Raw genomic sequence first — 20,356 nt, forward strand, 5'->3', positions numbered from 1 at the left:
CCTAAAAAAATTAGACAACGGGGTATGACAATAGGAAGATTCCCTGTTGGGAAAAAGAACTGTATAACGGATGTTCAAGGTGTGAAGGTTGGACATATTACATTAGACAGTCCACTTAGTGAAGGAGAATATGCTTGTACTGGAGTAACAGCAATCTTGCCGCATGGAGATAACTTATTTCAACAGAAAGTAATTGGAGCAAGTTACATCTTAAACGGTTTCGGAAAAACAACCGGTCTTGTACAAGTGAATGAGCTCGGGCTAATTGAATCTCCTATCATGCTGACGAATACATTTGGCATTCCAGCAGTTTCTCAAGGGACTCTTGAGTATATGCTAGAAAGAAACCCTGAAATAGGGGATTCTACGGGAACTATTAATATAGTAGTAGGGGAGTGCAATGACAGTCGTTTAAACTCAATTCGCAAGCTCCCAGTCCAACCGAAGCATGCGATTGAGTGTATCCAGAGTGCTTCGTCCGAAACATCACCGGAGGGAGCAGTTGGTGCGGGTAAAGGGATGATTTGCTTTGGATATAAAGGAGGTATCGGTTCCTCCTCACGTATTATTCAGGAGAGTGATACAGTCTATACCATCGGTTGTATGGTGCTTAGCAACTTTGGAAGAAAAGAGGAATTCCAAGCTTCTCGGTATCAGGTAAATGAAAAAGGAAACACCCCTCACTTTCCAAAGCCTGCAGATGGATCTATTATGATTGTTTTGGCAACAGATGCACCATTAAGTAATAGACAGCTTTCACGACTTGCTAAACGATGTGGGGTGGGACTAGGTAGAACTGGTAGCCATTTTAGTAATGGAAGTGGTGATATTGTCATTGCTTTTTCGACTGCGCATCAAATACAGCATAGTTCTAAAGAAAGTGTGGAAATAAGGCAGTTATTACGAGATGATCACCCTATTATGAACGACTTATTCCAAGGAGTGGCAGAAGTTACGGAAGAGGCTATTTTAAATTCTTTGTCACAGGCTGTAACTACAACAGGGCGAAATGGAACTATCGTTCATGCGTATCCATTCGAATAAAACAAAGGTTGATCTTCACAATGGAGATCAACCTTTTCGATATATATAGCCTTGATAAAGTGGAATCGCTAAACAAGTCTTTGATAAAATCGATCAATGCCAAACGATAATCGAAAACAGAAAGAATTAGTCTTTTTTAAACTCCAATTTTATTTTACCTTCAACAAATGTTAAGCTGGCATCAAATTTTTGACCATTTTCTGCTTCAAATCCTTTAATAAGATTTGTTTTACCTTTTGTACAAAGCAACTTTATTTGGCTAGGTGTTATTTTTTTCTTTAAAAAGTACCCATTAAATGTCTGTGTACAGCCATTTTTGTATTCTGTGCAACCATAGAAACTTTTATGTGCAATTATGGAGCCTTTTTGACATTTCGGGCACGTTACAATAGGATCTCTTTTGAATTTAGAATCATATTTTGATGCCCGAGGTGCTAGCTTTATATCAATTTGTTTTGTTTTTAATTGATTCGGTACCTCGTCCATCAAGCTCTGGATAAACTTTGCAATACTACCTAAAAAACGATCCATTGAGCCTTCGCCGTTACCGATTTTACGTAAATAGGTTTCCCATTTAGCGGTCATAGATGGACTGGCGAGAAGATTACCCTCAATTGCCTGACAGAGGACACGGCCTTTATCTGTTATGGAAACAATATTTTTCGTTACGTTAATATAACCATGACGTTTAATCGTTTCGATAATTCCGCTTCGAGTTGCTTCGGTACCAAGACCCTCTACTTCTTTTAAAATTTCAGTTTCAAGTTTATCCTCCACAAGCTTTCCGCAGGTTTTCATCATAGCGATGAGCTGTCCTTCTGTATATGGCTTCGGAGGCATTGTTTTTCCTTCTTTAATGCGAATATCGCTCTCTACCTTTTCCTGTTCTCGTAAGGAAGGCAGAGGCTGTTCTTCTTTATCCTTAGTTGAGCGGGGAAATAATGCTTTCCATCCTTGATCTCGCTCCATTTTTCCGGTAGTGAAAAAGGCCATACCATTCACATCTGTTGTAACCTTTGTCTCTGTATATAAGTAGTCGGTATGGAACATCGCCAAAGTAGAGCGGACAATTTCCTCGTAAAGGTTTCGTTCAATTCTTGAAAGTCCTGCTAATTTTGCAGCTGTCGGGAGCTTCTTAGTTGGAATAATGGCATAATGCTCTTGTACTTTCGAGCTATCGACATATCGTTTTTTAGGAGCAAGTGAAGCAACATTAAAAGGAAGACCAATAATTTGCTGATAAGCCGAAACCTGATCCGCTATATAGGAAAATTCGTTTGGTGTAATATGTCTTGCATCCGTTCGTGGGTAAGAGACTAACTTTTTCTCATAAAGACCCTGCATTGTTTTAAGTACATCTGCAGGGCTCGTTTTCCATAATCGATTGGCAGTTGCTTGTAATGTCGACAGAGAATGGAGCTGAGGTGGTGGTATTCGTTTATCGATTTTTTCGATCGAAGTAATTACACCCGGAGAGTTAGGCTGAATATGATGTTGAGAAAGGAGCTCTTGAATCATTTCTCTTTTAGGTTCCTTAGCTTTTGCTTTTCCTTTGTATTCTCCTTTTTCTGCCTGGAAAGTAGCTTCTATCTCATAAAAGGGCTCCGATACAAATTGTTCGATTTCTCTTTGACGCTGGTAAATCAAGAATATAGTCGGTGATTGGACCCGTCCAATAGGAAATACCTCTTTAATACCTTGTTCCTGCAACAAAAGTGAATATAATCTAGAACCGTTCATACCTACTAACCAATCACTAATTTGACGAGCTTTGGCTTCGTCATATAATAGAAGATCCTTACGATTATCCTGTAGATTACTGAAGCCCTTCAGTACTTCATCAACCTCTAGGGAATTAATCCATAAGCGTTTAATCGATTGACCACGTGCTCCACTTTGATTGTATATGCTATAGAAGATATTTGATCCTTCGCGGTCTACGTCACACGCATTAATAACGGTATCGGTAGACTTAAGCAATTTTTTTACTACGGAAAACTGTTTAAATTTTCCTTTGGCAATCTGAAATTCATAGCTTTGTGGCAAAATAGGCAAACTAGCTAACGACCATTTATTCCATTTTGGATCATATGCTTTTGGTTCTTTTAGTTCAACGAGATGGCCAATTCCCCATGTAATATAGGCTCCCTCTGGGAAAATAGGACACGGATTGATTTCTATGTATCCTTCGTGACGTTTTACTTTAAAAGCATCTGCATATGCTTTTGCCTGACTTGGTTTTTCTGCTAAAATAACAGGCTTCATCATTTCACCTCTTCGCCTAAAACATTCGTTCCTATAATTGTGCATTAGAAAATGAAAAAATACAAATAAAAATCCCATTCCTATAAAGGAATGGGATGTAATTCAATTCATCAGTTATGAGCAATAATTACTAATTTACCGTTGTCTAATTCTTTCTCAGCTGCTTCTGCCTCTTGTTTAGAGATACCAGCTGCTTCCATTTTGTTGCGAAGCTCATCACCACGAGAGGTAAACATGTTTTTCATAGATTGTAAAAAGCCTTGTTCTTTCATACCTACATCAGAAGTGTCGAGAGCATCATTAATATCGTCTGCTCTTTCTTTAAAATGGGCAAAAATATGAATATTGTCTCGAACGTATCCTTGTGTCTCAAGTTTTTCAATTTCTTGTTTAGCTTGAACTGCATTTTCAACTGTTAGTTTGACTGTCATGTATAATTCCTCCATTTTGTTAGTAGTGTGTTCTAGTTTATATTTACCCGGTAGTAACAACTTTAAACAAAATAGGTTCGAATGAATCCAAATGTGTGAAAGAAATGTATGGTTTTGATATGCTTAAAAGAAAAAGAGATTGGATGTTATCTGGATGGAAAATAAATTAGATCAAGTAGCCAGCTTTAAAGCGGCAATGGGAAATTATCCTACAGGAGTCACAGTAGTTACTGCTTTTAATAGTGACGGTAAACCAATGGGATTGACTGTAAATTCCTTCGCATCTGTTTCGTTGGATCCATTATTAATATTATGGTCTATTGATAAAAGAGTATACTCATACGAAGAGTTTTTAAAAGTAGATAAGTTTACGGTAAATATTCTATCAGCAGACCAAGGAGATATTTGTAATTTATTCGCTAGTAAAGTGGAGGATAGATTTGCTCTGTGTGAATGGAACAAATCAGAATTGAATTTGCCGGTACTTTCTAACTCGTTGGCAACATTGGAATGTAAAGTGTTTAAAAAAGTTGAAGCTGGCGATCATACAATTATGATTGGTGAGGTACTGCATATTCAAAATGCAGCAAAAGAGCCTTTATTGTATCACCGCAGAAATATCGGTGCGATCCCAACAGAATTTTATAAATGAATAATTAGTGAAAAGGATATCCTGATGGATGTCCTTTTTATGTATAAAATTGAATCAATTTCATAAAAGAATATTATAGTGAAAACCGAACAACATTGATTTCCGTTCTAGGCGGACGCTTTCCGCGGGCACGGCTTCAATCTCCTCGTCACTACGTTCCTGCGGGGCTTTCAGTTCGTGCTATTCACGCTGGAGTCGCCGCCTTCCTCTCCAATCAACAAGATGGCCTTTTTTAAAAACGAATATAAAATTGTGGTAACACGTGATAATTGAAGCAGGTAATTATGAACTGACTCAGATTGTAAATAAATTCTCTTCCGCAAATAAAGAGCCATTGATAGCAAGTAAATAAAGAAGGGAAGCAAGTATATATTAGGAAAGCAAGTAACGACATGAGTAGAGTAAGTAAATCTGATGAGAAAGCAAGAAAGAAAAAATCTCTCCCAAGCAAGTTGTACTTGCTTGGGAGAGATTATCCTCTAAATTATTACTCTGTATAAAAAAGCTTAAACAGTATTTCTCTTTGTGGTACTTGGAGAGTCTCGAACTTTTGTAAAAAAGCTACTTTGTCATAGGCGACGTGATGGATGGTAACTTCTGGTTTAACAAAAGCAAAGTCTATTATCGCATATGGTGCAGTATTTCCTTTAGATACACCAAGGGCTCCCGGATTCAGTAATATCTTGTTGTCCGTTTGAAATAGATGCTCTGGATGATTATGCCCAAAACAAATGATATCTGCAGGATAAGCACCAAACATGCTTATCGTATTTTCTAGTGTAGGCTCTAAAATTGTATAAAAGGGCTCTTCTTTAATATGAGCTTCAAGCAGATGTTGCTCGATATGATAGTGAATGCCAAAAAGACGTATATCTTTAATTTCTTTTTTTATTATTCTTGGGAGTTGCTGAAGTCGCTTTACATTTTGAAGGGATAATTGGTTAGCGATCCATTCATGGTGTTCACGTGTGTGCTTATAGCTATCGGGGTGTCCTTCTCCTAAAATAAGGGAAAGTATTGCTTCGTCGTGGTTACCAGTAATCATTTGGATATCGGAACGCTCAAATAGAGTATCTAGAACTTCATTTGTATCCGGTCCCATAGCGATCATATCTCCAAGACACCAAATTTCCTGCACATCTTCCGTAGCATCTATTTCTTTCAATACTGCTTGTAGGGCAAGTTCGTTCCCATGAATATCTGTAATAATCGCTACCTTCAAAATAATCACTCCTACGACTTAATCTAACGAATCTACTTTTTCTGTAGATTTCTTTTTGTGCTTCACATACTTCACTAAATAATAAATAAGAATAGTCGCAAAAATAATGCTGAAAATGAGATATTCATCTACATCAGATGATAATATTCCAGCTGGAATTAGAGCAAGGACAAAGAAATAAAGGAAATTTCCAATTGCAGTAGCTATAGTGAAAGGCACGATACGTATTGTGCTTAGACCAGACAAAATATTAATCAAACTAGTTGGGATAAAAGGGAAAAGTCTTCCTTGAAGTACATAAGCGAAACCATTTGCATCTACCTTTTCAATTAAACCTTTATTGAACTTGTCGATAATAATGTCTTGAAAAACATAGCGCACGCCGTATAACACAATGACTGAAGCGATTACACTTGTAAACCAACTCCATAAAAAGCCGTTGATAAATCCGAAAATCGTGATATTAATGGTAATTACGATAATGAGTGGAAAAATAGTAAATGAATTTTGTATGAGCATGACAAGGGCCATAAAAAATAGAGCGTAGCCGATATTTCTTTCTAAAAATAGTTGTACTTCATTTATATCACCCTGCAATAAAGACGTCACAATATCTTTGTTTAATAAGACAAAAACTAAAATTAGCAGCAAACCGCTCCATATAATCCATTGTCTTTTCGTAAGATGTTGAATTTTATTCTTCATTTGTTAACGTCACCTGGTCCTTCTCACATTTATCCCGCATAAACGGGCAGTAATCTCCCACTCTAAAGCCTCTCCCAAGTAACAAAGCATATGTGGGAGACAACTGCCCGTAAAAGCCCGAATGGTTCAACTAACGATCAGTGGCGAAGAAGAAAATCACCACTGATTGAAGTTTCACTTTATTATCTAATCGTACCATGACTTGAGGTTACTAAAAAACTTTTAAGGTCTCTTCTTTAAAGATATTCAATTGAATTATGTAAAGACCAAAAAGCTACATACTATTGGACCAATTTCCTTTTAAATTGATTAGCTGAAAGTAAAGTTAAGTAGAGAGCCACACAAAACATTAGGATAGAACCTCCAATGACCACCTCTTTTACAGAAAACCATTGAGAAGCCAATCCTAGAAAAAGAATAACGATAATTTGTATAAAACTCGATAGCATCTCATAAAGGCTTGAGATTCTACCCATCATATCGGTAGGGATATTGGATTGAATGTATGTCATAAATCCCGTATTTGAAATAGATAGAAAAAATGAAAGAACAAAAAATCCGATACTGGCTATCAAGTAGGTTGTGGAAAAACTGTAAATAACATAACCAACAGAGACAAATAGTGTTCCGATAATCATTAACAGTTTAGCTGGAGCAAATCTTACTATTACATTGGTGCAGATAGCACCCACTAGAAATCCAATCCCAGCAAGAGTGACAAGAGACCCATAGGCAGTATTGGATAGATTAAGGACCTTTTTGGCAAAGGTCACTTCCATGGAGTCTAATGCGGCAGTTAGTAGCATTACCATTTGGAACATCATATATAAGACGAAAAAAGGAATAGCCTTCTTACTAAAATGTACAACTAAACTCCAATCATCTCGGATGTTCAACCATGTTATTCTTGAATTTTCAAAAGTAGCTGTAGACATTTGTCTAGGAAGTAGAAGGGCAAGAGCAGCACATAATAGAAAAATAACGACGTTTACAAATAATGCTTCCTTAAGGGAACCAATCATAAATAAAATACCTGCAATCAAAGGCCCAGTTACAAATGCACCCGAATGGACAAAGCTAAGAATTGCGTTAAATCGATGTCTTATATTTTCAGGCAGCAAAAGCGTCATATAAGTGAAGGATGCTGGCTCAAATATTGCTCCAGCCATTTGGATGAAAAACACTAGTATATAAATGAATACGATGGAATCTGAAAAAGGGATGAAGAGGATTAATATTGCTCTAATCACATCTAAATACACCATAATATGCTTAGTAGAAACACGGTCAATGAGACTACCTGCCCAAGGTCCAACTAATAACTGGGTGATAGGTTTAATAATATACAATGCCGCAACTGCTAATGCAGATCCTGTTTTCTCTAATACCAATAAGTTGATTGCTAATAAGTATATCCATCCTCCGATATTGGCAATTCCAACGGAGCACAAATATATGATAGGAAACTTCCATTTGAATGATTTCATTTTAAAACCTCCGACATATTTAATTTGGCAAATAAAAAAATCCCACCCCCAAGACTACTGTCTTAGGGACGAGATTAATATGTCGTGGTGCCACCCTAGTTTGCCCTAATGTCACCATTAGTGGCCTTTTCAAGTACGGCATGTAAGCATGCTTATACCCTAGCTCGATAACAGGAGCGTCTGTCACATAATGCCTTGTTCTGTACAAGTCCTACGTGAAGCTCAGAGGCTTGTTTCAGTAACTTCGTTCTTACCCATTCGCAGCTAATAGGGCTCTCTGTTAAGAAATTCGATTACCTACTCTTCTCTTCATTGCTTTTTAATTTTTCCTATCATACCATATTTTTCTTTAAATACTAGTTGTTTTTTTTATGATAGGCAATATATTTTAACAGCTCCAAATATTAAAACGGTATAAAGGGTGATAGTGTAACGCAAACTTCTAGGGAAAAGGAGTGTTTAAGATAAAATCTCTTATAGAAGCTATTAAAAAGTTTGCACTGCCATTTAATACTCCCGAGGATTTTACCCCTCTATTAAAAGCGATTGGAGATGCGAAAATTGTTCTATTGGGGGAAGCTAGTCACGGGACATCGGAATTTTATAAAGTTCGAGCAGAGTTATCAAAGCGACTCATAGAAGATAAGGGATTTACTCTAATTGCGGTAGAAGGGGATTGGCCATCCACTCAGCGAGTAAATAGATTTATAAAAGGATACGATACAGAGGCTAACAAACAAAATGTACTAAATGCGTTCGAACGCTGGCCGACATGGATGTGGGCAAATGAAGAGATTTTTGAATTAGTTAAGTGGTTAGAAAAACATAATAAGAAATTAGAAGGTAACAGGAAAACGGGAGTTTATGGAGTCGATGTGTATAGTTTATGGGAATCTCTAGATGAGGTTGTAAGCTATTTGGGTAAAACAAATCCGGAAGGAACAGATATGGCTTTTGCGAAGAAAGCAATTTCCTGTTTTGAGCCTTTTAATCGTCATCCCGAAACGTATGCTTTTTCTTCCATTCACATTTCTGATGCATGTGTGGAGGAAGTGGCGAAGTTAGTTTCTTCAATTCGTATAAACGAAAAGCATTATGAAGGTGGTCAGGAAGCAGATTTAAATTTAAAGATAAATGCTTTAGTTGCTCAAAATGCGGAAGAATACTACCGAGCTATGGTTCGTAGTGATGAACTTTCATGGAATGTTCGTGATGAGCATATGGTCGAAGTGATTAATGAAATAATGGATTATCATGGTAAAGGTGCGAAAATAATAATTTGGGCACATAACACCCATATTGGAGATGCATCCGCAACGGATATGAAAGAAGAAGGTCTGACAAACGTGGGGGAAATTCTTCGTCTACAGAACAACCCCGAAAATGTGTATTCGGTGGGATTTGGTACACATAGAGGTGAGGTTATTGCAGCAGACGAGTGGGGGACTATTCCTAAGAAAATGACTGTGCCACCTGCAAGAAAAGATACATGGGAAGATATGCTGCATCGTGTTGAAGCTACAGATAAGCTTCTGCTTTTTGATGAGGAGAATCGAACATTCTTTAATAATTGGATTGGGCATCGGGCTATTGGAGTCGTGTATAATCCAGACTTCGAAGCTTATGGAAATTATGTACCTTCTAAAATCGGGAGCAGATACGATGCCTTTATTTTTATAGATAAAACAAAAGCATTGTCACCAATTCAAGAAAATGAATAAAGATCAAGTACAGATGGAGAAGGCAAAGAATTTCTCCACCTGTCTATGTTATCTACAATTTATACTTTTTCATAAGCCATGAAATCAGTATTAATATAAAACCTACACCAAGTGAAACCTGCCAAGGTAATATAAAGGATGGTCCAATCTCCTTTACAAAAAAGCTAATGATTGCAATAACTAAAAACCCACCAGCCCCATACAAACCAGCCTTAAACATCATTTTTTTGTCAGTAGCATTTTCATCAAAGGATGTTTGACTTATTAATCCGAAAATCATTTTTACTCCAAATGCTGTCATAATCACTATCAATATAATGAGAAGTAGGGAAGAAATGACATACACTTTTTCCGAGGTTTCACCTCCGATTATGGGGATAATTATACTTCGCATTATTAAAAACCATCCAATAATATTTAAAGCTACTTCACTCATGGATATGAAGCTATTACGTTTATTTTCACGTGGCAAATGATTACAGATCTCCTCTGCATACCCCTTAGGGTCATTACCAAAGATTTCTTTCGCAGTTTTCCCGTCCTTCTGACCTTCTATAAGATGATCTAACATTTCCATCAAAACTTCCTCTGATTGCTGCTCAGATAAGGTTAACTTTGTTCGGATATAGAGTAGTAAATTCGTGTAATACTTCTCATTTTCCTCTGTCAGTAACCCTCTTTTTTGGTTGTTTTGTACTATTAACTCACTTGCTTTCAAGCATTTCATCCCCTTTTGATAATAATGCATTAATAGGTACCGATAGCTGATTCCACTCTATGGAAATTGTTTCAAGAGCTTCCTTACCAGCAGGAGTTAATGAATAATATTTTCGGTTAGGTCCAGATTCTGAGGGCTTCATTTCACCAATAATAAGCTTGTTTTTTTGAAGTCTCAATAAAACAGGGTAAATAGTTCCTTCACTCACATCCTCTAAGCCCACTTTTTGAAGCTTTTTAGACAATTCATAACCGTATACTGATTCTTTTTCGATAATGGCCAGTACGCAGCCATCAAGAATACCTTTAAGTAGTTGACTCCTAATGGACATGTTTCTTCTCCCTTTCACTATCTTGTAAAACAAAGTAGTTATTTAAAAATGAACTACCTTGCTTTGCAAAGTAGTTAAACATAGTATAAAGATAATTTGAAATAATGTCTACTAGGTCAATGGTCCAATTTCTTGTAAGGATTAAAAAAGACCCTTATTATCTGACAACTTCGTGTTAAACTAACAATAACTTTAAAACGATATAGGAGGTACATAGTGGAAATTTGGAAAAAATTATTAATTTCTGTCGTTTCAATTGTAACAATCAGTGGTTCTGTTTTTATTTCTACAAGTGAGGATAATACTGTAGAGGCCGCAACTTCGTACGGCAGTCTAAAAAGTGCAATTAACAATATAATGGCAGATAGCCGTATGAAAAGTGCAACAACAGCTCTTACGGTAAGAAAAGCATCTACTGGTGAAATAGTATATCAATATAACGGAGATAAAGGGATAACGCCAGCGTCTTCATTAAAGCTTTTAACTGCAGCAGCAGCCTTAGAAACACTTGGGGAAGATTATCGTTTCCCAACAGCAGTATATACGAATGGACAAGTACAAAACGGTACATTAAATGGTAATTTGTATATGCGTGGTAAAGGTGATCCAACCTTATTGAAGTCCGACTTTGATAATTTCGCGAATAGTTTAGTAAAACAAGGTATTAAAAGAATTTCTGGAAATATAGTTGGGGATGATTCATGGTATGATTCCGTTCGGCTGTCTGCAGGTATTTTGGCGGAGGATGAGCCATATTATTATGCAGCACCTATTTCTGCTCTAACAGTTTCGCCGAATAGTGATTTTGACGCTGGATCGGTAATAGTCCAGGCGATACCTTCAATAAATGGGAAGGCAACTAAAGTAACGCTAACTCCTCAAACTAGTGTTTTACAGGTAGTGAATAAGTCCAGAACCGTTCCTAAAGGATACAAAAACACGTTGAAAATTACTCGACAGGTAGGCACTAATAAGGTAATTATTTCTGGAAACTCTCCAGTTGGAACTTACGGAACGAAGGAATGGATCTCTGTGACAGATCCCACATTATATGTATTGGATGTATTTAAAAAGTCATTACAAGCAAAGGGTATCACATTTATACCTTCGTCTGTGGTTATGAAAGGGAAGACACCCGACAATGCAAAGGTTTTAGAATCTAAAAGGTCAAAACCGCTAAAGGATATAGTCATTCCATTTATGAAGCTTAGTAATAATACACATGCGGAGATGCTAGCAAAAGAGATGGGAAAAGTGAAGTATGGAGAAGGAAGCTGGAATGCAGGTTTAAAAGTAATGAGAGAATATGCTAATTCTATTGGATTGGACAGTACTAAATGGAAATTCGAAGACGCATCAGGTATGTCATATTCAAACAAGATTACAACTAGGGAATTATCACTTTTACTTTATGCAGTTCAGTCAGAGCCTTGGTATAAGACTTTCAGTAAAAGCCTTCCAGTAGCGGGCATATCTGATCGTTTTGTAGGTGGGACCCTTCGGAATAGATTGAAAACTACTGGTGCTAGAGGTAACATAACAGCGAAAACTGGCAGTCTAGAAAATATAAAATCTCTCGCTGGATATGCAAAAACTAAAAGCGGTGAGACTCTTATATTTACCGTGTTAACAGAGAAAAATAAAACGAGCACAATCCCCGCTCTTGATAGGATTGCTACAACGATTGCTAATCATTATTAATAGGAAAGCGTCACCTTTGCAAAGCATTGGTGGCGCTTTTATTAGTATAAAGAGGGTTTTATAATTTGCTCAGATAAATATAACTGCGGATTTCCGTTACAGTCGGACTCTTTCTGCGGGCAAGGTCGAGCCTCCTTAGATGATTCAATTTTCATAGAAGTGAAAAACAAAATAACTGAACTCCTACTTGAAATAATAAAATAAGAATGGGAAATAATGAATCCATTAAAAACTTACCTACTTAATGGTAATTTTTAAGTGTAGTTTAACTTTTTTTATCTATGTACTATACTATTTGTGTAGTGAGGTGAAACGAATGGCGCGTGAGCGTAAATTTACTGATGATGAGTTATTTAAATCAACGAAGCTTTTGCTAATTGAGGATGGTTATGATTCCTTCACATTTAGCAAGTTAGCCTCGATGATGGAAGTTTCTCGAGGAAGTATATATAAATATTATGAGAACAAAGATGAATTGATATCGGAGTTTCTGATGTATGAAATGAATTACTTTCTCCAAGGTTTTAGTGAGCTTGATAAAAGTGGAGATTTTCAAACACAGTTTTCTCTAGTTATTAATTTTATTTTTAGACATAGTGAAATTCATCAGATATTAGAGATTATTCATCAAATTCCTAAACAATCTTCCCATCGCGTTGTCTCCAATCAGACAGAGTTAAATACATATTACATTAATATGTACAAACAATTCCAAGGGTTGATCGAGCAGGGGAAGAAAGAGCGAGTGATTAAAAGTCATCTATCTGATGCTATAATTCTTGGGATGATTTTTCAGACTATTGCTATTCCCAATCATTTTGGGATTCCTAAAGACGAATGGGTAGCTTCTATCAAAGAGATTTTAAGTGAAGGAATGTTTCAGAAAGATTAATTGACATACAAGTCACTTTTACACATAATGTAAATGACAAGTATGTTTTTTTTTACTCAAAGTGACACTTGTGTCATTAATTAAATGGAGAAGGAAGTGGTCTTATTGAAAAAGATACTAGGCAGAGTAACCGATTTTGTTACGACGCGAAAAGGTATGTGGATTACGTTAAGTATTTGGATCGCTCTAACAGTAATTCTTACAATATTTGCCCCAGGTTCAAGCGATTATAAGGTTTCTAGTGTAGCCTCGTTACCTGAGGATGCCAAGTCGATAATAGCCCAGGAGAATATTGATGAGCACTTTAAAGATGCTGAAAGTTTACCTGGAATTCTGGTTCTTCAGTCGAAAGAAGAAATAGATATTGAAACGCTTGGAGCAGCATTAGATAAAGTAGCTGATATAGATATAAATGGTTTAAAAGAAATGGTTCCGTTTAGTAGTCTGCCACCCCAGGCGTTAGAAGGCTTTTTCTCGGAAGATAAGAAAACGTCAGTTATTCCTATAAGCTTTATCACCTCTTTAGAAACTTCTGATTTAGAGGAGAGCTTGGCTCAGGTGAGGGAAATTGTAGCAGAGGAAACCGGTTCGACGGTTTATATGACAGGTCCTGCTGGAATTGCTGTAGATACAACAAATCTATTTGAACGTGCGGATCTGGTTTTAATCTTATCGACAGTAGGAATTATCCTTATCCTACTAATTGTCATTTATCGTTCGCCGCTATTAGCTCTAATTCCCTTACTAGCAGCAGGAATTGTTTACCAGGTTGTAAACCAAATACTTGGTATGATTGGCGCTACTGGCTTGGAGTTAGCTACTCAATCGTTATCGATAATGTCGATTCTGTTGTTTGCGGCAACAATTGATTATTCATTGTTTGTATTTTCTCGTTATAGAGAAGAGTTAAAGAACTATGAAACTAAATTCGATGCTATGAAGTATGCAATGCGTGAGACTGGAATTCCTGTATTCTTTGCAGGTGGTACAGTTTTAGCAGCAATGCTCGTGCTATTCTTTGCATCATTTGGAGATTATCGTAATTTCGCACCAATTTTCGGGACGACAATGTTTGTCATTATGTTTGCTTCTGTCACACTAATCCCAGCATTATTTACTCTTTTTGGACGTAAGTCTTTCTGGCCTCGTGTTCCGAAATATGGAGAAAAAGAAGTTAAAGCGAACTCATTATGGAGTAAAATTGCAAGGTTTGTAGTCAATAAACCAGTAATCGCTGCAGTGTCGATATTAGTTATTTTAGTAGTTTCCGCATTGAACTTATTCAATCTGAAATATGAGTTCGATACGATTAAATCTTTCCCAAGTGACATGCCGTCCCGTGAAGGATATGAAGTCATTGAACAGGAATTTGAAAAAGGGGATTTAGCTCCAACAACTGTCCTTTTTGAATCTGAAAGTGAAATTACAGAGGAAATGCAAGCAAGTCTAGTTAATCAGTTATTACAACAAGACTTAGTGAGCAGTGTTCGTGCTTCAGGAACTTCAGAAGATGGACTTGCGGCACAATTCCAACTAACATTCGAGGAAAGTCCATATTCAACAGAGTCAATGGACGCCTTGGAAATTATGATGGAGAAAGCGGATAATATTGTGAACGAAAGTGACGTAGATGGTGAATTGTACTTTGCTGGTGAAACTGCATCGAACTTAGATGATCGGTCAGCAAATAGCCGTGATCTAATCATCATTGTATTGCTTGAAACACTCTTAATCTTTATCTTATTAATTGTTTTAACGAAATCTATTAAAATGCCAATTTACATGATGGGTACTATTCTATTGTCCTTCTTGGCTGCACTTGGTCTTGGTATGTTCTTAACTAATTTATTCTTCGATATTGATACGATTAGTAATCGTGTTCCACTCTATTCGTTTGTGTTCTTAGTAGCACTAGGAATCGATTATAATATTATTCTTATATCTAGATATTTAGAGGAACGTGAAAAACATTCCGTTAAAGAAGCAGTTCAAATTGCAGTATCCCACACAGGTGGAGTTATTTCTTCAGCAGGTATCCTACTTGCTGCAACATTCGCTGTACTGATGACGCAGCCAATCCAACTGCTATTTGTTTTTGGATTTATCGTAGCAGTGGGAATTATCTTGGACACATTCTTAATTCGCGGAATTCTTTTACCCGCATTAATTGTCCTATTTGAGAAAGATAAAAAATAACAAAAAAGCATGGTCATTTGGAATAATTCCAAGAGGACCATGCTTTTTTGTTTTTTAGAAAATCTTCTTCCGGTCCCTTTCATCTTTAAGCAATTCAACAGCTTCTCGGAATCGGAGAGAATGAATATTTTCCCGTTCTCTTAAGAAACGTAAAGCATCATTGATACCAGGATCATCTGAAATATCGATTAACCATTGGTAGGTGGCGCGTGCTTTTTCTTCCGCGGCAATATCCTCATACAAATCGGCTATGGGATCTCCTTTAGATTGAATATAAGTAGCTGTAAATGGAACACCTCCAGCATTCTCATAGAACAATGAATGACCATGATTAACAAAGTGTGCACCTAAACCGGCTTTTTCTAATTGTTCAGGGGTAGCATCCTTAGTTAATTTATAAATCATCGTCGCAAGCATTTCAAGATGTGAGAATTCCTCGGTGGAAATATCTGTAAGCAGTCCGATTACTTTATCCGGAACTGTATAACGCTGGTTCATATATCTGAGTGCAGCCGCCAGTTCACCGTCAGCGCCTCCGTATTGCTCCATAAGATATTTTGCGAGCATCGGATTACAGGTTGTTACTTCGACGGGATAAAGCAGCTTTTTTTCATAAACCCACATCTGATTTCCCCTTTCTCATAATTGCCACGGCCAAGGGTCTTGATTCCAGCGCCAGCCTACTTCTAGCGCCTGTCTAGAGGGAATGGATTTAAGGGATAAAGGTCCAAATTTATTTTCGTATTGTTTGCGTGCAGATGCAGCTTTTTTAATCGCTTCTCTCCATTGCTCTAAAGCATCTTCATCATCTGGATGTGTGTCCGTGTATAATGTCCATTCGACAACAACAAAATCCATTTGTTGTACTTTTTTTAACAGATGCATTCTTTCATCAAAAGCATTCATGAAATTCCTTCCTCTCGGGAGAATCCATCCACAAATTTAGGCCAGAGCGAACCTTGCATTAGTGCCTCCTCGGGAGAATTTTGCGGTAGGCCAGGCTGCTGGAAATTTGTGAAAATTTGTGGGGGCAACACAAAATACTTCACGGTAATCGGGGGGCAGGGATCCCGTGGTGAAACAAAAGGCTTATAACTTCCTCGATAACTTGGACGTTCCAAATGTCATCACTCCTTCTACCCATCCTATGAAGCTAGAACTTGTCTAATTACGCAACATAAAAACTCTTATCAGTTATGAAAAACTAATAAGAGTTTGTCGATTTTTCATACTATATTATTCTAGGAAATACCTAAGAAAAATAAAACTAACGGAATAGAAATGATGCTGACAAGCGTTGTAACTAGAGTTGTAAACGAAACAAGATCCGGTTCGGTATTAAATTGCAAAGCTAACATCGTTGTATTAGCTGCAGTTGGCATAGCTGCTAAAATAATCGCAACCTGTTTGACCGTATCATTGACCGGCAAGAAGTATAAAATTCCAATCGCTAGAAGGGGAGATACAATTATCCGAATAACGGAAACCGCAGCAACGTATCGATAAGCGACTTTTTTCCGAGAAATGACCGCTAATTGCATTCCGAGAACAAGCATCACTGTTGGTATCGATGCATCGGCAACGAGTCCGACGCCATCCATTACCGCCTGTGGCACAGTCAGTCCGGTTTCGTGTAAAAAAATGCCGAGTGCAGCTGCATACACGACCGGCATCCTAATAACCCGATGCAAGGACTGCTGCCATGTCGCCTTCTCTCCACCACCAAGAGATGCAAAGAATATACCAAATGTATTAATGAATAAACCATGAAGAACCATAATCATTACAGCATAATCAAAACCAGTAGCCCCTAAAGCAAATAACACTACCGGAGCTCCATAATTTCCACTATTCATAAACATTCCACCTAAAATCATCGCAGAAAGTTCCGAGCGTGAAGTCTTCATTAGAGTTCCAGTAACCCAAGTAATTATAAGTAAAATGAAGGCTAAAATAAGACAAAATAATACAATATAAAAATATTCCATTGTTAAGGCATTTGTATAAAATGTTCGGAAAGCTAAAAATGGAGACATTAAGTATAACGCGGCTGTAGAGATAGATTTAATATCGAAACCAATAAATTTCTGTCCAATAAACCCGATAAAGAAAATAATAAAAACGGGCAAAACTATTAAAACCAGTTCCACTTCAACACCTTCAATCTAAAATCATTATTAGTTCTTTCTATTAAATTACTATATCATATTGCCTTGAATATATAATCTCAACTATGTGTAGAAATCACTCAAATGGAAATGATAAAAAAGTAGTGGCAGAGCATGAATTCTTTAATTCTTTGAAAAAGAAAGAAGGAGGAACAATAATGTCAGTAGAAAAATTAAAAATTGGAATTGTAGTAGGTAGTGTAAGAAAAGGGCGTAATGCAGAGGCAGTTTCGAACTGGATGTATAATTTTGCTACAAAGAGATATGATGCAGACTATGAAATAGTTGATTTGATAAACTATAGATTACCTCTTCTTGGGCAAGAGATTCCTTCAGAACAACAGGAAGAAGCAAATTCGGCTATCAAAGGTTGGTCAGAGAAAATGGCTACGTATGATGGCTATATTTTCGTGACTCCAGAGTATAATCACACAGTAGGCGGAGCACTAAAAAATGCATTAGATTACTTAAATCCTGAGTTAAACAATAAGGCAGCTGGTTTTGTTGGATATGGTAGTTTAGGTGGAGCTCGTGCACATGAAAATATGCGTTTGATCTTAGGAGAGTTACAAGTTGCAGATGTTCGTACTGCTGTAACATTTTCACTAATGACGGATTTTGAAAATATGAGCGTATTTAAACCCGCTGACTATCATGAAGGAAATGCAAATACAATGCTTGACCAATTGCTTGCATGGAGCGGGGCTTTAAAAACACTTCGTTAACATATTTAAAAGAAATTCAAATCCAAGGGAAATATACTTTTCCCTTGGATTTTTTACGTTATAATTAAAATAGAATATTGAAAATTTTTAGATAACAACAAAGGGAATTATAGCGGGGTGGAGTAATGGATATTAATAATAAAGTGGCCATTGTAACAGGTGGAGCATCTGGATTGGGGCATGCAACTGTTGCACATTTATTACAAAAGGGGGCAAGGGTAGTAATTTTTGATGTAAATGAAGAATTAGCAAAAAAGGCAATTCAAGAATTAGGAGAAAATGTAGCCTATGAAATAGTTAATGTTGCCGATGAAAGTTCTGTCAATAAAGCAATTCAGCAAACAGTAGAAAAATTTGGGGCATTACATATTTGTGTGAATTGTGCAGGTATAGCTCCTCCGCAAAAAACAGTTGGAAAATCTGGAGCAATACCATTAGAAAATTTCAAAAAAGTGATAGATGTGAATTTAATAGGGACGTTTAACACATTGAGATTAGCGGCTGCGGAAATGACAAAAAATGATTTCCTCATGGAATCCAATGACCGAGGTATTATTATCAATACAGCTTCAGTTGCAGCATTCGAGGGACAAATGGGGCAGGCAGCTTATAGTGCTAGTAAGGCAGGAATAGTGGGGATGACCTTGCCAATTGCAAGGGACCTATCTTCTTATGGAATACGTATTAATGCGATTGCTCCAGGGTTATTCCGTACACCTATGGCAGCAGGTTTAGGGGATAGAGTAATAGAGAAGCTAGAGTCATTAGTGGAATTTCCAAAGCGATTAGGTCGACCAGAAGAATTTGCTACACTAGTAGCTTTTATGATTGAAAACGAATATATCAATGGGGAAGTAATCCGATTAGACGGAGCAATTCGAATGCAACCGAGATAAATTAAAGATGTCCCAAACAAAGAGCGAAGGGTGGAGATGACATGAAAGAGGTTGTAATAGTAGAAGGGATACGAACAGCAATAGGAAGAAGAAAAGGTGCGCTTTCAGAATATCGAGCTGATGAACTTGCCGCTATTGTTTTAAGCGAGTTAGTGAATCGTGTTGGTGTGGATAAAGCAGAAATAGATGATGTCATTTTAGGATGTGTCACACAAATAGGCGAACAAAGCGCGAATATCGCTCGTACTGCAGCATTGATTGCTGGCTTTCCAGTACATGTACCTGGGGTTACAATTGATCGTCAATGTGGTTCAAGTCAACAAGCAGTCCATTTTGCTGCACAAGCAATTGCCGCTGGAGACATGGATATGGTCATTGCTGGGGGAGTAGAAAGCATGACGCGTGAGCCTATGTTTTCCAATGTAGGAGAAACGAAGTTAAGTAATAAACTAACTGACAAATACGAGATCATCAATCAAGGATTATCGTCAGAACGAATGGTAAAGAAATGGAACTTAACACGTGAAGAACTAGATAAGTATTCTTCTGAAAGTCATGTTAAAGCCTTTGCAGCAATTGAAAAAGGTCATTTTGAAAAAGAAATTGTTCCTGTGGAGGTTCCGCAAGCAGATGGTACCGTAAAAAGCTTTGCAACCGACGAAGGCCCTCGTGCAGGTTCTACTGTTAATGTATTAAGTGGATTAAAACCTGTATTTGATGAAAATGGTGTGATTACGGCTGGTAATGCTAGTCAAATGAGTGACGGAGCTTCTGCAGTTCTTTTAATGTCTCGTAAAAAGGCAGATGAGCTTGGTCTAAAGCCAAAAGCTCGTATAATAGCTCGAAGTGTTACGGGATCTGACCCAACACTTATGTTAACTGGTCCAATTGAAGCGACGAAAAAAGTGCTTTTAAAAGCGGGTCTTACAATTGAAGACATGGATACCTATGAAGTCAATGAAGCTTTTGCACAGGTTCCATTAGTTTGGCTAAAAGAGACAGGTGCCAATCCAGAAAAGTTAAATCCAGATGGAGGGGCAATAGCTTTAGGTCATCCTTTAGGAGCTACAGGAACAAAGCTATTAGTAACTATGCTACACAGACTAGAACGTACTGGTGGGCGCTATGGTCTTCTTGCTATTTGCGAGGGTATGGGCATGGCAAATGCCACAATTATTGAAAGAATTGAATAGGGGGTTTTG

20 protein-coding genes and 1 other annotated feature are annotated in these 20,356 nt (G+C 37.3%); of the genes, 9 read left to right on the forward strand and 11 right to left on the reverse strand.

Going from position 1 to position 20,356, the window contains the following annotated elements:
* Positions 1-24 precede the first annotated feature (24 nt).
* Entirely contained in the window at positions 25-1,044 is a 1,020-nt protein-coding gene (locus KD050_RS13600; protein WP_211896306.1) for a DmpA family aminopeptidase, read from the forward strand.
* Positions 1,045-1,170: 126 nt separating this feature from the next.
* On the opposite strand, the gene KD050_RS13605 is transcribed toward KD050_RS13600, so the two are convergent.
* On the reverse strand, positions 1,171-3,309 hold the full coding sequence (locus KD050_RS13605; protein ID WP_211892881.1) for a type IA DNA topoisomerase: 2,139 nt from the start codon (positions 3,307-3,309) through the stop codon (positions 1,171-1,173).
* 110 nt (positions 3,310-3,419) lie between these two features.
* Positions 3,420-3,740: a YflT domain-containing protein gene (locus KD050_RS13610; protein ID WP_211892882.1), complete on the reverse strand. Its 321-nt coding sequence runs from the start codon at positions 3,738-3,740 to the stop codon at positions 3,420-3,422.
* A 154-nt stretch (positions 3,741-3,894) separates the two neighbouring features.
* On the opposite strand from KD050_RS13610, the gene KD050_RS13615 reads away from it, so the two are divergent.
* Complete coding sequence (locus KD050_RS13615) at positions 3,895-4,392, forward strand: flavin reductase family protein (protein ID WP_211892883.1); 498 nt, start codon at positions 3,895-3,897, stop codon at positions 4,390-4,392.
* Positions 4,393-4,879: 487 nt separating this feature from the next.
* Here the strand turns inward: KD050_RS13615 and KD050_RS13620 are convergent, their stop codons facing one another.
* From KD050_RS13620 to KD050_RS13630, 3 genes are all read right to left on the reverse strand, one after another.
* The gene (locus KD050_RS13620) at positions 4,880-5,614 is read right to left on the reverse strand and encodes a metallophosphoesterase family protein (protein WP_211892884.1); all 735 of its coding nucleotides are present in this window, start codon (positions 5,612-5,614) and stop codon (positions 4,880-4,882) included.
* Positions 5,615-5,632: 18 nt separating this feature from the next.
* Entirely contained in the window at positions 5,633-6,319 is a 687-nt protein-coding gene (locus KD050_RS13625) for a TVP38/TMEM64 family protein (RefSeq protein ID WP_211892885.1), read from the reverse strand.
* A 281-nt stretch (positions 6,320-6,600) separates the two neighbouring features.
* Positions 6,601-7,806, reverse strand: a complete 1,206-nt coding sequence (locus KD050_RS13630; RefSeq protein ID WP_211892886.1) for an MFS transporter — start codon at positions 7,804-7,806, stop codon at positions 6,601-6,603.
* A 61-nt stretch (positions 7,807-7,867) separates the two neighbouring features.
* Positions 7,868-8,128, reverse strand: a binding site (T-box leader).
* 133 nt (positions 8,129-8,261) lie between these two features.
* Between KD050_RS13630 and KD050_RS13635 the strand changes: the two genes are divergently transcribed.
* Positions 8,262-9,527, forward strand: coding sequence for an erythromycin esterase family protein (locus tag KD050_RS13635; RefSeq protein WP_370627080.1), 1,266 nt, complete (start codon positions 8,262-8,264; stop codon positions 9,525-9,527).
* A 52-nt stretch (positions 9,528-9,579) separates the two neighbouring features.
* On the opposite strand, the gene KD050_RS13640 is transcribed toward KD050_RS13635, so the two are convergent.
* Both KD050_RS13640 and KD050_RS13645 read right to left on the reverse strand, forming a co-directional pair.
* Entirely contained in the window at positions 9,580-10,245 is a 666-nt protein-coding gene (locus KD050_RS13640; protein ID WP_211892887.1) for a DUF1129 family protein, read from the reverse strand.
* Positions 10,232-10,576: a PadR family transcriptional regulator gene (locus tag KD050_RS13645; RefSeq protein ID WP_211892888.1), complete on the reverse strand. Its 345-nt coding sequence runs from the start codon at positions 10,574-10,576 to the stop codon at positions 10,232-10,234. Before KD050_RS13645 ends, KD050_RS13640 begins: the two co-directional genes overlap by 14 nt.
* Positions 10,577-10,792: 216 nt before the next feature.
* Between KD050_RS13645 and dacB the strand changes: the two genes are divergently transcribed.
* From dacB to KD050_RS13660, 3 genes are all read left to right on the forward strand, one after another.
* Complete coding sequence (dacB, locus tag KD050_RS13650) at positions 10,793-12,277, forward strand: D-alanyl-D-alanine carboxypeptidase/D-alanyl-D-alanine endopeptidase (protein ID WP_211892889.1); 1,485 nt, start codon at positions 10,793-10,795, stop codon at positions 12,275-12,277.
* A 316-nt stretch (positions 12,278-12,593) separates the two neighbouring features.
* A complete protein-coding gene (locus KD050_RS13655) occupies positions 12,594-13,169 on the forward strand; it encodes a TetR/AcrR family transcriptional regulator (RefSeq protein ID WP_211892890.1) in 576 nt (191 codons plus the stop codon).
* Between the two features lie 105 nt (positions 13,170-13,274).
* Positions 13,275-15,365 (forward strand): MMPL family transporter, encoded by a 2,091-nt coding sequence (locus KD050_RS13660; RefSeq protein ID WP_370627081.1) that lies wholly within the window; start codon positions 13,275-13,277, stop codon positions 15,363-15,365.
* 54 nt (positions 15,366-15,419) lie between these two features.
* Here KD050_RS13660 and KD050_RS13665 read toward each other — a convergent pair whose 3' ends face one another.
* The 4 genes from KD050_RS13665 to KD050_RS13680 form a co-directional block, all read right to left on the reverse strand.
* Complete coding sequence (locus KD050_RS13665) at positions 15,420-15,989, reverse strand: manganese catalase family protein (RefSeq protein ID WP_090564714.1); 570 nt, start codon at positions 15,987-15,989, stop codon at positions 15,420-15,422.
* 15 nt (positions 15,990-16,004) lie between these two features.
* Complete coding sequence (locus KD050_RS13670; RefSeq protein ID WP_211892891.1) at positions 16,005-16,271, reverse strand: spore coat protein CotJB; 267 nt, start codon at positions 16,269-16,271, stop codon at positions 16,005-16,007.
* A complete protein-coding gene (locus KD050_RS13675; protein ID WP_211892892.1) occupies positions 16,268-16,486 on the reverse strand; it encodes a spore coat associated protein CotJA in 219 nt (72 codons plus the stop codon). Before KD050_RS13675 ends, KD050_RS13670 begins: the two co-directional genes overlap by 4 nt.
* Before the next feature lie 120 nt (positions 16,487-16,606).
* The gene (locus tag KD050_RS13680; RefSeq protein WP_211892893.1) at positions 16,607-17,515 is read right to left on the reverse strand and encodes an AEC family transporter; all 909 of its coding nucleotides are present in this window, start codon (positions 17,513-17,515) and stop codon (positions 16,607-16,609) included.
* A 176-nt stretch (positions 17,516-17,691) separates the two neighbouring features.
* Here KD050_RS13680 and KD050_RS13685 point away from each other — a divergent pair, with 176 nt between their 5' ends.
* The 3 genes from KD050_RS13685 (at position 17,692) to KD050_RS13695 (ending at position 20,347) form a co-directional block, all read left to right on the forward strand.
* A complete protein-coding gene (locus tag KD050_RS13685) occupies positions 17,692-18,258 on the forward strand; it encodes an NADPH-dependent FMN reductase (protein WP_211892894.1) in 567 nt (188 codons plus the stop codon).
* A gap of 125 nt (positions 18,259-18,383) precedes the next feature.
* Entirely contained in the window at positions 18,384-19,154 is a 771-nt protein-coding gene (locus tag KD050_RS13690) for a 3-hydroxyacyl-CoA dehydrogenase (protein ID WP_211892895.1), read from the forward strand.
* Positions 19,155-19,195: 41 nt separating this feature from the next.
* Positions 19,196-20,347 (forward strand): thiolase family protein, encoded by a 1,152-nt coding sequence (locus KD050_RS13695; protein ID WP_211892896.1) that lies wholly within the window; start codon positions 19,196-19,198, stop codon positions 20,345-20,347.
* Positions 20,348-20,356: the final 9 nt, after the last annotated feature.

The sequence above is a fragment of the Psychrobacillus sp. INOP01 genome, assembly GCF_018140925.1.
Taxonomy (GTDB): Bacteria; Bacillota; Bacilli; order Bacillales_A; family Planococcaceae; genus Psychrobacillus.